Origin of the sequence: Methylobacter sp. (assembly GCF_030680395.1) — a bacterium.
GTDB lineage: Bacteria > Pseudomonadota > Gammaproteobacteria > Methylococcales > Methylomonadaceae > Methylobacter_A.
On the sequence record NZ_JAUXVR010000007.1, the window covers coordinates 119,382 to 133,592 of the forward strand.

Annotated in this window: 14 protein-coding genes; all 14 read left to right on the forward strand. The window is 50.4% G+C overall.

What is annotated here, in order from left to right; all coding sequences use genetic code 11:
• Positions 1 to 61: 61 nt before the first annotated feature.
• The 14 genes from Q8L79_RS03305 to Q8L79_RS03370 are packed head-to-tail and all read left to right on the forward strand — an operon-like array spanning position 62 to position 14,177.
• Positions 62 to 649 (forward strand): hypothetical protein, encoded by a 588-nt coding sequence (locus Q8L79_RS03305; protein WP_305267986.1) that lies wholly within the window; start codon positions 62 to 64, stop codon positions 647 to 649.
• An 11-nt stretch (positions 650 to 660) separates the two neighbouring features.
• Positions 661 to 1,806 (forward strand): P22 phage major capsid protein family protein, encoded by a 1,146-nt coding sequence (locus Q8L79_RS03310; protein WP_305267988.1) that lies wholly within the window; start codon positions 661 to 663, stop codon positions 1,804 to 1,806.
• 5 nt (positions 1,807 to 1,811) lie between these two features.
• Positions 1,812 to 2,225: a hypothetical protein gene (locus Q8L79_RS03315; protein WP_305267990.1), complete on the forward strand. Its 414-nt coding sequence runs from the start codon at positions 1,812 to 1,814 to the stop codon at positions 2,223 to 2,225.
• Positions 2,225 to 2,686 carry an HK97 gp10 family phage protein gene (locus tag Q8L79_RS03320; protein ID WP_305267992.1) on the forward strand — a complete coding sequence of 154 codons (462 nt, stop codon included), beginning with the start codon at positions 2,225 to 2,227 and terminating at the stop codon, positions 2,684 to 2,686. The genes Q8L79_RS03315 and Q8L79_RS03320 overlap by 1 nt, the downstream gene beginning before the upstream one ends.
• Entirely contained in the window at positions 2,676 to 3,026 is a 351-nt protein-coding gene (locus Q8L79_RS03325) for a hypothetical protein (RefSeq protein ID WP_305267994.1), read from the forward strand. Before Q8L79_RS03320 ends, Q8L79_RS03325 begins: the two co-directional genes overlap by 11 nt.
• On the forward strand, positions 3,026 to 3,454 hold the full coding sequence (locus Q8L79_RS03330; RefSeq protein ID WP_305267996.1) for a hypothetical protein: 429 nt from the start codon (positions 3,026 to 3,028) through the stop codon (positions 3,452 to 3,454). Before Q8L79_RS03325 ends, Q8L79_RS03330 begins: the two co-directional genes overlap by 1 nt.
• A gap of 22 nt (positions 3,455 to 3,476) precedes the next feature.
• The gene (locus Q8L79_RS03335) at positions 3,477 to 3,701 is read left to right on the forward strand and encodes a hypothetical protein (RefSeq protein ID WP_305267998.1); all 225 of its coding nucleotides are present in this window, start codon (positions 3,477 to 3,479) and stop codon (positions 3,699 to 3,701) included.
• A gap of 5 nt (positions 3,702 to 3,706) precedes the next feature.
• Positions 3,707 to 4,888 carry a hypothetical protein gene (locus Q8L79_RS03340; RefSeq protein WP_305268000.1) on the forward strand — a complete coding sequence of 394 codons (1,182 nt, stop codon included), beginning with the start codon at positions 3,707 to 3,709 and terminating at the stop codon, positions 4,886 to 4,888.
• A 34-nt stretch (positions 4,889 to 4,922) separates the two neighbouring features.
• Entirely contained in the window at positions 4,923 to 5,312 is a 390-nt protein-coding gene (locus Q8L79_RS03345; RefSeq protein ID WP_305268001.1) for a hypothetical protein, read from the forward strand.
• On the forward strand, positions 5,240 to 5,668 hold the full coding sequence (locus tag Q8L79_RS03350; RefSeq protein ID WP_305268003.1) for a DUF1799 domain-containing protein: 429 nt from the start codon (positions 5,240 to 5,242) through the stop codon (positions 5,666 to 5,668). Before Q8L79_RS03345 ends, Q8L79_RS03350 begins: the two co-directional genes overlap by 73 nt.
• 24 nt (positions 5,669 to 5,692) lie before the next feature.
• Complete coding sequence (locus Q8L79_RS03355; protein WP_305268006.1) at positions 5,693 to 11,089, forward strand: tape measure protein; 5,397 nt, start codon at positions 5,693 to 5,695, stop codon at positions 11,087 to 11,089.
• Positions 11,086 to 12,153, forward strand: a complete 1,068-nt coding sequence (locus Q8L79_RS03360) for a hypothetical protein (RefSeq protein ID WP_305268008.1) — start codon at positions 11,086 to 11,088, stop codon at positions 12,151 to 12,153. The genes Q8L79_RS03355 and Q8L79_RS03360 overlap by 4 nt, the downstream gene beginning before the upstream one ends.
• The gene (locus Q8L79_RS03365) at positions 12,154 to 13,806 is read left to right on the forward strand and encodes a hypothetical protein (RefSeq protein ID WP_305268010.1); all 1,653 of its coding nucleotides are present in this window, start codon (positions 12,154 to 12,156) and stop codon (positions 13,804 to 13,806) included.
• The gene (locus Q8L79_RS03370; protein ID WP_305268012.1) at positions 13,803 to 14,177 is read left to right on the forward strand and encodes a hypothetical protein; all 375 of its coding nucleotides are present in this window, start codon (positions 13,803 to 13,805) and stop codon (positions 14,175 to 14,177) included. The genes Q8L79_RS03365 and Q8L79_RS03370 overlap by 4 nt, the downstream gene beginning before the upstream one ends.
• Positions 14,178 to 14,211 lie beyond the last annotated feature (34 nt).

Here is a 14,211-nt window from a genome sequence, read left to right on the forward strand (position 1 = left end):
TTTTTATGCCCGAAGATTATTCTGTACCGGACATTTGTATTAACCGATACGGGATAACGACATGGCCGATCCAAACGATTCAAACGCCGACGCCGCAACTGCGGCTACCGGCACCGATAAAACAACTCCACCTGCTGCACAGGATGCTGATACGCAAACCCAAGTCAATCAGGCGTTAGCGAAACAGCAAGAGCAATTCAATGCTCGGTTTAAAGAGGCTACGGGTCACAGTGACCTGAAAGCATTTACCGAAGCGCAACTTAAGCAGCAAGGCAAATTGCAGGAACTGGCAGACACTAATAAGGCTGAAGCGCAAACCTACAAAACCAAGTTTGAGCAATCGGCAATCAGCAATGCTCTGCTGGCTTCATCTGTCGACGCAATTTCTCCTGTAATTGTTAAAGACCTGTTGTCCGGCAGGGCTGTAGTTGGCGACGACGGTACGGTCACTATCGACGGTAAGCCGGTTGCCGACGCGGTTAAACAGTTGCTGGCCGAGAATCCGTTTTTAGCTAAGGCTCAGGGCGGCACCGGCTCCGGTGCTCCGCAAAATGCCGGTGACGGCAATCAAATCACCCGTGCAGAATTTGAAAAGCTGGGTCATCCGGAACGGGCTAAGTTCATTCAAGCCGGCGGCAAAATCATTTAAGGAAATAGCTCATGTCTAATACATTATCCAATCTTATCCCGACCATGTATGCCGCGCTGAATGTTGTTTCGCGCGAAATGGTCGGATTTATTCCGGCTGTCGCCCGCCATTCAGGCGCTGAACGTGCGGCCTTAAACCAGGACGTACTTGTGCCGGTCGTAGGTGCGGGTGTCTCTGGCGACAATACGCCAGGCGTTACGCCTCCGGATACCGGCGATCAGGATGTCGGTAATGTCAGTATCAAAATGACTAAATCGCGGCACCGTGCGATACGCTGGAACGGCGAACAGACGCTGGGCATGCAAAACGCCGGCACTTTGGGCAGTACGATACAGCAACAGTTCGAGCAAGCATTTAGAGAGTTAGCCAACGAAATCGAGACCGATTTGGCCGGTGCTTACAAGTTTGCGTCACGCGCTTATGGTACGGCCGGCACGACACCGTTCGGCACGGCGGGCGATTTGACCGACTTCGCCGGCGTGCAGCAAATCCTGGATGAAAATGGCGCTCCTGTCGGCGATCGGCATCTGGTGATCGGTTCGGCAGGCATGTTCAATATTCGCGGCAAACAATCCGGCTTGTTCAAGGCTAACGAGGCCGGCACCGATGAGTTGTTACGAAAAGGCACGCTTACTGAAGTGGAAGGTCTGGGTTTGCATAACTCGGGGCAGGTATTGGCGCATACCAAAGGCACTGGCGCATCGTATCAGACCAATTTATTGGCGGGCTATGCTGCCGGAGATACTGCCCTTGCCGTCGATACCGGCACTGGTACTGTGTTGTCTGGCGATATTGCGACTTTTACCGGCGACGCCAATAAATATGTCGTTGGCACGGCCCTGTCGGCCGGTTCGCTGGCGCTGAATAAGCCGGGCCTGCGTGCCGCTTTGGCAAACGATGTGGCTATGGCTGTCGGTAACAACTACCGGGCAAACCTTGCGTTCCATCGCAACGCAATCGTGCTGGCAACTCGTGCGCCGGCATTACCCGACGGTGGTGATTCGGCCGTTGATACGTATATGATCACTGATTCGGTTACGGGGCTTGTGTTTGAGATTGCATTGTACAAGCAATACTTACAAAACGTGATTCATGTCAGGCTGGCATGGGGATGGCAAGCGATCAAGTCCGAGCATATTGCTGTCTTGCTGGGTTAATCGCCATGACCGCCAAGAAAGATAAACCAGCTGGTTCGGTAACAACTGAACAACCCACCAATAGGGAGTCAACGGCCGATGCGCCGGAGGCTTCCGCCTTGGCGGAAGCGAATCAAAGTGCGGATGGTGTCGAGGCAAAGGCCGCTAACACCAAAGCCCTTGACCAGGATAAAACCCCACTGATGGGGGATTCTTCCCTCGAACAGGAAAAAGCGGCAGGCGATGAAAATACCCCTGCTAGGGATGCCGGTTCTGATAGTGAGAATGTAACAGCGTTGATAGCCATGCGCAGGGATCTTGCCGATGATGGTCCGGCTACTGCGGACGTACATCCTGATGAGGTAAAGAACTGGTTAGTGCATGGTTGGGAAATTGATCCACTTGCTGATGGGTTTGAAATCCACGATCCCAACAGCTAATGAGCGGCATCACTTTCGATCTTGGTAATGCGCCGTCGGTACTGGCCGCATTGCGCAATCCGGGCAATGCCCAATTGCTCGCTAATGCGATGGCTGAAAGCTACACCGATGACACGCTGGATTGGATTCAATCCGGACGGAGCTTTACCGGTCGTACCGGTCAGTTGGCGCAATCAATCGGTTGGCGTCCTGCCGGGAACGGTAGCGCCGAGGTTTATGCCAATGCCGAGTATGCAGGATTTGTCGAGAACGGTACGAGGCCACATGTGATCCGCCCTCGGAATGGCCGGGCTTTACGATTTCCGATTGGCGGCGGTGCCGGGTTTGGTTTTGCCAGGGTGATAAATCATCCCGGCAGTCGTCCTCACCCGTTCTTTTTTGCCGATAGCGCTGCGCGTGGCGAACACATGCAAGCGGCAGGCCTATCGGTTTTAGCGAGGATTATCGCCAATGGCCAGTAAGTACGCACAAATTGCCGACTGTATTGACCCGTCGGTAACAGTCACGCAAGTCAATGTAGAAGAAGCTGATGTGTATGTGGACGGCGAACTGTGGGCGCATGGCATTAATCCGGATGACGTGACGCTGCCTAATGCCCGGCTAAAAACGCTGGCCGTAACCTGGGCAATCCGCGTAGCGGCCATTCAAGGCGCAATGGGCGATAACTCATTGCTGATAGACAAAGCCAAAGAGTATCAAAAAACGGCTGATTTGTTAGCGAAACAGATTACCCGTGAATCTTTAGGGCTCACTGTGGCGGTCGGTGCCGGATTCGGCAGCATAACCCTAGGACGTGGCTGATGAGTATCAACGGATTGCTGGCAGCACGTACCAAGCTGATTGCCGATCCCGCGTTGACGGCATTTTTTACCGGGCGGTACGGCAAACCGGCTAAGCATGTTATCGGTTACCGGCAGCCGACCAATGCCAACGATTTTCCGGTGATGTGCTATGTACCTGTTACTGCCCGCCGCCCTGACAGTGTCGGCGGAATGAGCAAGGAGCGCGTCAGCATCATCATTGGGCTGAACGAGAAAGGCATTACTGACGATGTGTTTGACGGCGTAATACAAACCGAGATGGCGGCGGAGTTGGCGTTCGAGTGTTTGGAAATGGGCGAACTCGGCAACGGCGCCGCCTATTTGGCCGACGGCCGGACGGTAACCGACATGGGCAGTCGGCATCCGTTTTATGAAATCGAGCTGAGTATGCTGCTCGGCGCTAGATAATTGTTAACTATGAGGTGAGGACGTGAAAGGAAAAGTCGAAAATTCTACAGGTACGCATGACGGCTATGACGGCGGACCAGGCACGTATATTTTACAAGACGGCCTGCGAATCGCCGTTGATCCGGTGACGTTGAAACCGTTATCGGAACCGAAGCCGGAACCAGCACCCGCACAGGCCGCTGAAAAACCCAAACCCGCATCGGAACCGGCAAAAAAAACCGTGTCCGACGCCAACCTTACTGAGTAATAGTCATGTCAGATAACTTAAGCTTGCGAAAACAGATCATCTTTTGCGGCCTGGAAACAGGCGGCTATGGCGTCGATGCGACGCCCACCAATACCGGCAGCATTTTGTGCGGCAATATCAGTATCAATCCGCTGGAAGGCGAATCGGTGCAACGCAACAACATCCGGCCGTACATGGGCAACCAGGGCAGCATCCGGGTGTCGAACTACGTAAAGCTGAGTTTCGAGAGTGAGTGGGCGGGGTCCGGTACCGCGGGCGTGGCGCCAAAAATGGCGAACTTGTTGAAAATGTGCAACATCACCGAGCAGTTGTTGGCGGCGGCTGTAACCGGCACCGCGCAAGCCGGCGGCTCGACGACTACGATCAAATTAGAGGCGGGGGCTTCGGCTATCGATGGCTATTATGTCGGCATGCCGTTGCGAATCACTGCGGGCGCGGGTGACGGTTATGCCGGCAGGATTACCGCGTATAACGGCACCACCAAGATTGCTACCGTGACCGGCACATTTTCGGCGGCGCCGGATGTAACTAGCTCGTATTCGATCGATGCCAACGCTATTTATTTGCCCAATTCAAACTCGGCGCTGGCGGCAAACACCTCAGGCTCGCTGTATTTTTATCTGGACGGCACCAGGCATATCCTGCTCGGTGCTCGCGGCTCGTTTAAACCGTCATTAAAGTCTAGCGCGATCGCGAGCCTCTCGTTCGAGTTTACCGGCCTGCTCGGCACGATTGCCGATGTCGCTTTGCCGACGGCCGATTTTAGCGGTTGGCAAGATCCGATCACGGTCGGTACCACGATTACCAGCGATTTGTCGCTGTTTTCATTGCGCAATCCGGTGTTTACCGAGTGTTCAATCGATCACGGCAATGAGGTTAAATACAAAAACCCGATTAACGAAGAGGCGGTGCATATTGTCGATCGGAGCACGACGCTAAGCTTTACCACGCGCGCGCAAAAAATCGCGACTATGGATTGGTATACGCAAATCCGCAATAACGGCACCGGGATTTTTGCTATCCGGCACGGTAGTACTGCCGGTAATACCGTCGGTGTCTTTTGTCCCAATGTGCAACCCAAGACCCTCTCGTTTAGCGATGACGACAAGGTTGCCAATCATCAGATTGCGTTTGATGTTCGCCCGACGACCTCGGGTAACAACGAAATTATGTATATTTTTGAGTAGTTTTTACTCACTTTAACTGGAAGGAGAGTACCGCATGTCACAATTAGTCCTAAAAATCGCCAAGCCGGAAACCGTCACTGTACCTGTCACTTGCGAGCAGTTCGGCGATGGCAACAAGGTCATTAATTCGCTGAAGCTGAAGGTCACGTTTGAAAAAACCAGCAAAACTGATTGGAAGCGCGAGGCTGAAGAGGTCGATGCCTCACTGGAAGATAGCGGGCAAAACCTCATGTTGCGGCGCAAGGTTAAAAACATTGAAGGACTGCCCCTGGAGCGCGATGGTATGCCTGCAACATTCGACGAGGCGGCAATGGATTTAGTGCTGGAACACCCGTGGATCACCGAGGAAATTTGGATGGCATTGCAATCGATCAACTCCGGCAGAAAGTCCGATACCTACCGCAGGCAATTGTTAAAAAACTAACCGATGCCGGCTACCACTGGGCTAAATTCAGTGGTGAACCGGCAGAAAAAACCCTGGAGAAGAATGCCGAAGGGCTGGGTGTTGAGGTCATCCTGCCCGCCGCAAAAAAACAAGACGATGAACCGTTTGAATATTGGCAAGACGCGGATGAGGCGATTTTTTGCTTCATCCGGTATTTGTCGGATCAATGGGTTTATAGTTTTGGCGGCATTGCTGCGCTGGATGTTAGCCAGGCGTTGGCGGTAATCGAAAGGCTGCATAGAAAACCCGCTAGACAGTTGCGGCTGTTGGAAGAAGTGAAAGCCTTTGCCGTGGGGGTACTAAAGCATATTCATGAACAGCAAAAACAGCGCTGATTTTAACGCCAGGACAATGACATTATGAGTACAAGTAGCGAGCTAAGACTAAATTTACGCATTGGCGTCAATGCTGATGGGACTGTGCAGGTGCTGGGCGCTACTCGTGACGGCATCAATGGCATTTCCAATGCGTCCGGTAATGCCAGTCGTAGTTTGCGCAGCATGGATTCGGCGGCGGCTAGTGTAATGCGTACTTTAGCGCCGATGATTGGTATTTATGAGCTGATCAGCTTTGGCGATAAGGTTGTTAAGGATACGGCAACTGTTCAGGATTTGGACACGCGGCTGCACTCGCTAACGGCTGTCGCTGGAGATTATGCTAAAACGGTAGATTACATCAGTACTGTCGCAGAAGATCAGCATAAAAAACTCAATGATTTGAGTGATGGCTATGCCAGGTTACGGACGCTGCAAAATTCCGGAATTATTACCGGCCAGCAAACTCAGGGCATGTTTGAGGGACTGAATAATGCTGGAAGTGCTTTGGGGGCTGGTAATGATCAGCTGAAACAAACATTTTTCGGTTTGGCCCAAGGGTTAGCATCAGGAATATTACATGCCGAGGAATTGAATCAGGTCACCGAGCCGTTGCCGGGGCTTTTGCAAAGCTTGGATAAAGCTGCGGGATTAAGTGCCGGAGGGTTTAGGAAGCTCACTGTCGATGGCAAAGTAACCTCGCAAATGTTTGCGGAAACCTTGGTTAAGGCGCTGCATGATTTTGACGGTGCCGCTGCTGCAACCGCAAAAAACGTCAATGCCAAATCTACCGATATCAGTAATTCCTGGACTCGATTAGTCACGTCGTTCGAGCCATCTACGTCGGCGATTTTTACCCCATTGCAAGATGGCGTCAAGGATGTGCTGGATAGCACCAGGCAATTTAACGAGGCCGCTATTACCGTCGGTGAAACCAATGTATCGGCCAGTTCGCTGGCCCAGGGAGCCTGGGCCGTTACGACCAACGCGATCAGCAACGGCTGGGATATATTAAAAACAGCTGGGTTAGGTGCTGCCATTGATACGGCATCCAGCTGGATTGTTTCCGGCGATCAAATGCAGAGCAATGTTAAATTCCTGGTTAACGATATGATCGGCTTGTTTGTCGGTCTGGGTCATTCAGTTGGGATTATTTTTGGCGCTCTCGCAATCAATGTCGGCAATACTCTCGATAATGCAATCGCCAGGGCAAGCGCCGCGGCGGGTGATGTAGCGCGTATGGGAGCCGGCGATTTTAGTTTCTCTGCTTCAAGGGCCGTAGTCGATAAGCCGATGGTTGATGGTTGGACTGATGCGGCCGCGCAATTAAAAATTGATTTGAGCACTGATTATATCGGTACATTTACCGAGGCTGTAAAAGGCGCTTCGGTGGCTTATCAAGGCTTAGCCGATGAGCAAAAAAAGGCAGCGGCCGAGGCAGAACAGGCAAAGGCCAAGTCGTTACAATTAGCCGGTGCGCATAATGCGGTAGGCTCAGCGGCTGGGCTATCGGCCGAAGCCACTAAGAAAGCCGCGGCTGAAGCCAAAAAGCATGCGGATGCGATCGCCAAAGAAATAGAATCATTAAACGACCAGCATTTGAAGCTTTCATTGACAGAACGCGATTACGAGTTGTCGAAGCTTGCGGCGCTGGGCATGAGCGATGCGGTCAAGGCGTCATCGATCGCCGTTTGGGATTCAAACAAAGCACTGGAAGCCCAGAAAGCCGGTATTGAAGCCGGTGTATCGTCTATGGACGCTGAAATCGAGCGATACAATAAATTAACGCAATCGGTGAACGAGTATAAATATTCGCAGCTGTTATTAGCAGGAGTGAGCCCTGGTGATGCCGTTGAGATTGTCGCCCAATCAAGCGTGAACGACGGTATTGATAAACAACAACAAAGTATAAAAGATGCTTGGTCATCATTGGAATCGTATAACAAATCGTTGGATGATGCGCATACCAAAACGGTTGGTTTACAATCGGTGACGTCAGCTGTTTTTGATGGGGCATTAGGTGGGGTTAATTTATTAGCGGGGGGCTTCGATAATTTAATTAAATCGATTGAAAGCACCACAGTCGAGCAACAAAAGTTAAATGTAGAAAGAGCTAAGCTTGACGCTGTTCAGCCGGACGCCAGCAAAGGATTTACAGATGAATATATTAAACAAGTCAAAACCAAAGCTGCGGCTGAAGATAAATATTCAAAAGATGTTTTAAAACTCAATGACCAGATCATCAGTGAGAAGGTAACTGGAGCAAGGCAAATAACGGGCGCCGTGTCGTCGATGCTCAAACAGGGCTCCACCGAACAAAGAGAGGTGCATGCCATATCAATGGCTCTTGCTGGTGTAGAGCTGGCGATGAATGTGATGAAAATTACCGGGATCGGTGCGGTTGCTGTTGCCGAAACAGCCTCTATTGCACCATCAGTAGCAGCCAGTACAGCCAAAGGCACAGCCAAAGCAGCAGAAGCAGTAGCAACGCAAGCCTCGGCAGGGCCATATATCGGTTTTGCGCTGATGGCGGCAATGGCTGTAGCAATGGCGGCGATCGGTTTTGGTGTGGGCGGTGCTGCGTCGGTATCACCGGGTCCCCAAGGATTATCCCCCGACACTGGAACCGTATTGGGCGATTCTTCGGCTAAGTCTCAGTCGATCGACAACACTTATCAACTGCTGCAAGACATCCAGGCAGATAACTACCCGGTGCTGAAAAGCATCGATCAGGGCATTGCCGATCTGCATTCAGGCATTACCGATGTAATTACTCGATTATTTCAAGCGGGCGGATTAGCGACTGTAAATGCGCCCGCTTCCGCATATAAACCCGGAATGGGAGTAATCGGAAGTAGCACACAGGCTGCACTACAATTTGCTAATTTACCCACTTCATTATTAGGCATGAAGATCGATCCTATATCTAATTTTTTAATGAATGGGATATTCGGCGGCAAGCAAACCAGCACCGTCACGGCGCAAGGCTTAGCCACAAGTCCTACTTCGATTATGGATATTGTTGCCGGCCAGAATCTGCGCGCTCAGCAATTCGCCCAAATTGAGACTAAGACGGATGGCGGCTGGTTTGGTAAAGATAAATTCTCATTTACTACCCAATATGCAGCGCTTGATGCTGCGACTCAAAAGGCATTAAACGATGTTTTTAAGAGCATGGGTTCGACCATGATGGGCCTTGCTGATAACCTGGGCATGGGCCTGTCCGATCGGGTTGAAAACTACATTATCCCGGCCTTAAATGTCGATTTAAAAGGCTTGGACGGCGAAGCCGCCGCGAAAAAACTCAACGGGGTTGTGTCATCAGCGCTTGATACCATGTCAACCGCCGTTTTTAGTGACATCTTAGGGCAGTATCAACAACTCGGCGAAGGTCTGTTTGAAACAGCGGTTAGAGTGGTTTCTGAAGTTGCAGTTGTCAAAGATTCGCTTGCAAAATCCGGATTATCTATAACTGGTGATGCCATTGCTATCAGTGACGGCTTGGCCCAAGCGGCGGGCGGCTTGCAGGAGTTTCAAAAGCAGTTTGACACTTACTACCAGAAATTCTACACCGATGCCGAGCGCCAGGCATTCACCCAGAAGCAACTGGCTAGCCAGCTAAGCGATTTAAATCTTATTTTGCCTGCATCCAGGGACGGCTATCGTCAGTTGATTGAGGCGCTGAACATCAATAATGCCGCCGACCAGCAGCGCTACTCGTTGCTGCTGAAATTAAGCGGCGCGGCTGACGATTATTATAACGGCTTGGAATCATCAGCAGAAGCGGCTCTGCACATTGCAAATCAGCAACGCGCTCTTGATATCCAGTTGATGGAGTTATCCGGCAACGCGATCGGTGCGCTGACAGCAAAACGTAAAGACGAACTCGCAGCGATGGATGAAACGCTGCGTTTTAGCCAGCAAGCGGTCTGGGCGTTATCGGCGGCAAATAAGGCGGTTGACGATGCCATGAACGTGCTTAAAAAATCGGTATCGGATCAAAAGGCACTAAATAATACGGCGTATCAAGCGTCTATTGCTGCAAACAATTTGCAAAAGGCATCGGCAAACGATCTGCTATCGTCGCTCAAAACCGTAGCAGCAAACCTGAAGTCGGCACTGAGTTCAACGGTCGTCGAGTCGGATGCTTTTACGCGGCAACGCAGGTTATCTGCGCAGAGTGTTTTGGCTTCCGCTCTATCATCGGCTAAAGCGGGGGGATCGCTTGCAAATTACGCAGGACTTGATCAAGCTTTGATCGATATAGCCAAACCATCCGAACAGCTTTATACGTCATTTATTGATTTTGCCCGGGACCAGGGGCGCACAGGCAATGTTATATCCGGGCTGGCCGATTATACGGCGGCGCAGGTGAGTGTAGCAGAGCAAACATTAAATGCGGTCGAGGCAAATAACCAGCTGTTGACTGATGCTTTCAATACGGAAAATGCCCGACTGGATGATCTGATCACCCGCAGTCAATCACAGATAGACGCGATAAACGGCACCACGGCTGTCGTGATGACGGTTGCGGATGCGGTATCAAATTTATCTGCTGTGATTAATGCAAAAATGACCATCGAAAGGGCGATAACAACGGCCAAGGCCGCGGAAAAGGGCGAATTCGATGCGCGGTCTGTTTATGATGCCGCCGCCGCGCAAGCGGTCAAGTCGCAACAGAATGTTGCAGCGGCGATAGATGCGGCAAATAAAGCCTCGGCCGCCGCCAATGCGGCGCAATCTGCCGCTCAAGCGCCCATTGCCCCCGCGCCAAATACCTATCAAAACGGCCTGTCGGGCAATGCGATCTGGGAGCAGATATTAGGCGACTTTAACGCGCAGCACACTGCCCGCTTCGGTGTTCCTATGAATCGCTCCTGGAATGCGGATGCAGACGCACAGAACGCCTACCGTACATTAGTTGGCTACTACAACGATACTGCGGCGCAAGCCAGGGCAGCGGCGCAGGCAACGGCCGCGGGGCTTGCTAATGTAGCCAATGCCGCGGCGGCATTAATCCCCGGCTATCAGTCAACTGCTGCTGTCGATCAGGCGGCGGCAGATCAAGCGGCAGCGGCCTATTCGACGGCTGCGTCTTACGCGGTAGCGGCAAGAGCGGCGGTACCCAATATACAGGGTTTTGCGGTCGGCATTAACGAAGTGCCGTATGACATGTTTGCTCAAATACACCAGGGCGAGCGGATTTTACCTGCTGCCGATAACAGGGAACTGATGATGCGGTTGAGTGCGCCGGCGCCGTCAAATACTAACGACGTTGCGGCTGAAATACGCGCGTTGCAGGAAACGGTACGGCAGCTAAAGTCTGAGCTTGAAAAAATAACTAAGAATACCGGCGGCACGGAAAGTCATACCAGAGACACTGCTACAGTATTAAAGAAATGCACGCTTGGCGGCGACAAGGTGAGGACGACAGTCGTATGAGAGTAATTCCGCCCGTTATTATTACTGACGAAAAGTTTATCTCCAGCACCCTGCCCGAGGTAGCATCTGCTGCCTATAACGGTGCAACGACTTACGCGTTGTATGCTAAAAGCAGCGTCGCAGGGGCGTTGGGATTGATAACCGAATATGCATCATTACAGGCAGCAAATACGGGGCATGCTCCGGCAGCGTCGCCTACGTGGTGGAAAAAATTGGGTGATACGTATCAAGTTTTTTCAATGGTTGCTACGTACGCGTTGGGCGAGAGAGTCATTGATCCCGTTGCTCATTTGGTTTATGAGTCGCTGGTTGATGACAATGTCGGCAACGCTCTTACTGCCGCTGTCGAGCCGCTCAAATGGCTGCTAGTTGGTTTCACTAATAAATGGGCGATGTTTGATTCGAAGAGTAATGCCCCGACCATTGCACCGGGTTCGCATACTTTTACAATCGCTCCAGGGGAGCGTTGTGATTCGATCTTATTATATGGAATGGTTGCGAATAACCTGGAAATAGTTGGTACCAATGGTGGCGTCGTTATTTACAACTACTCAGAAAATCTAAATGAGCGTGAGGTTTTCGACGGCAGAGATTACTGTTTTAAACCGTTTTCAACTAAACCGACCGTCATTAGGTTCAATATTCCACTTTATTCCGGGACTGAATTTACTATAACGTTATCAGTAACGACGGGTAATACTAGTCTTGTCCACTGTATCATGGGCCTTAGTGTATATGTCGGCGATGTGCACTATAACGCAAAATGTTCCGGGGATAATTATTCAACTGTCGATCGTAAATTTGACGGCAATATCAATAAAATGATTCCTCGGCGTAATGTCCCGACTAATAGCCTGACTATTGATATTGATAGGTCTAAGTGTCGGATGTTACGTAAATTAATCGAAATTTTAAATGGCACTGTTGCTGTATTGAGTGGTGTGGATGATGATTCAGACGGCTATTTTGATCCGTTGTTGATCGTTGGATTTATTACACATTACGAATTTGATTTGAACAACTCAGTGGGCGCTCTACTAATGTTAAATACGGAGTCTATATAAATGGCACAAACACCACCACCCGCAACAGATGAATTGCCACCGGAGCCTAATAGTGGTAATCCCGAGCCCTTCGCTGGCATGATGGATACGTTTTTAGCAGCCCTGGCTCCGTTCAGATCTGGAATGATCGCGCTGGCTACTAATTGTTACAACAACGCGATGGATGCCTATGATAGTGCAGTCAGCGCGGCGGCTAGTCTAGCAGGTGTTGTCGCGGCAGGTGCGGCTACAGAATGGATTAGCGGTAGTACTTATGCCTACGGGGTTGTGGTCTGGTCTCCGATTGATTTTTTGTCGTATCGACGTAAAGTTGCGGGGGCCGGCACAACTGATCCGTCTCTTGATGCGACAAACTGGGCGACCTTGAATGGCCTGGTGGATAGCAGTACAACAAGCAACAGCATCGGTACCGGTGAAAAAACATTTACTGTGTCTACTGGAAAAGGTTTTCTTGGCGGCATGTATCTGATAATCGCCGACACAGCGGCACCCAGCACGAACTCGATGTATGGGCAGGTAACCAGCTATTCTGGGGCAACGCTTGTAATGAATATATTATCTGTGCGCGGTTCCGGAACTAAAACCGCTTGGACTATTTCGCAGTCTGCGGGGACGATTAATTCTATAGCAAAGAACCTCACGATCAATGGCTCTTGCCAAATATCTCAGGTTAACGGGGGTAGTGTAGTCGTATCAGCTACGGGAACTTACCCTATAGATAATGTACTATTCTCAGCATCGGTAGCCAGCAAGATTTCTCATCAGCAGATAAGTACATCATCTTATGCGTTAGATGCTTCCCATGCTCTACTTACAGCTGTGCAGGCGAGTTATTCACCAGCGGCGGGTGATTTTTTTATCAATCAATGGCGGCATGAGGGGCTAAATACTGCACATTTGAAATGGGGTACAGTTAATGCCAAAGCTGTCAGTCTACAATTTGAAGCAATTGCAGCAGTTGCGGGCACATACTCAGGAAGCATAATCAATGCCGCAAATAACTTGAGCTACCCGTTCTCCTTCACCCTCGCGGCTGCTACCACTACCTTAGTTAAGATAGAGAACATACCGGGATATACCGCCGGTACGTGGCCTACTACAGCTGCTTTATCATTAAGCGTAAGTTTTGATATGGGGTGCGGTAGCAACTATAAAACAACGGGGGATGCTTGGGCTTCTGGTACTTATTACGGAGTGACTGGGGCATCTGCTTTAGTTTCCCAAGCAACAAGCTCAATACTGGTAATAACTGACGTCCAATTGAATGAAGGAAGCCAATGCAAGCTATTTGAAAGAAAGTTATGGGCAGTTGAGCTGAGAGACTGTCAGCGCTATCACCCTGTAATATCAGGTGATAGCCTAACTGCAATTGGTCCAGGTATGGCATACTCTTCTACTACGGCGATGGTTTCAGTAACGTTCCCCGTAAGCACTAGAGTTCCTGTAACTGGTAGTACAGCAACCAACGCCGCAATTTTCTCGTGTAGATTAGCCAATGCTAGTGGATTTAGTGCTTGCACAAGCCATGCACTAAATAGAGCGAGTGTGAACGGTTGCGATATAGACATGATAGGTATGTCAGGTTTAGCAGGGGCAACCACCTGTCAATTCAATCAAACAAGCAAGATAATCTTTGTGGGGCCGGAACTATGAGATGGAAATACACGAACGGTAGTAACACAGTTGTCAGTAGAACTAATGCTGATGGAACCCACGAGTCTAAGCTTGTTGAAGCTATTGCAGACTGGATTGGGGAGGGTAATACTCCTGAGCCAGCGAATACACAAGCCATAGTTATTCCAGAAGTAGTGACTATGGCTCAGATGTGTCTGGCATTACTAGCTAAGGACAAATACCTTGAAGTTGATGCCGCAATATCACAGATGCCGTTGGCGGCACAAATCCAGTGGCAAAGAGAGACAAGAGTGCGAAGAGATCATGATTTAGTTGCATCCTTGCAAGTACTATTCCAGTGGACCGACGTACAGATGGATGAGTTATTTACGCTGGCTGATACACTGTAAATATGTTTTTTGCGTTGTCGCATTATAAAAGTTG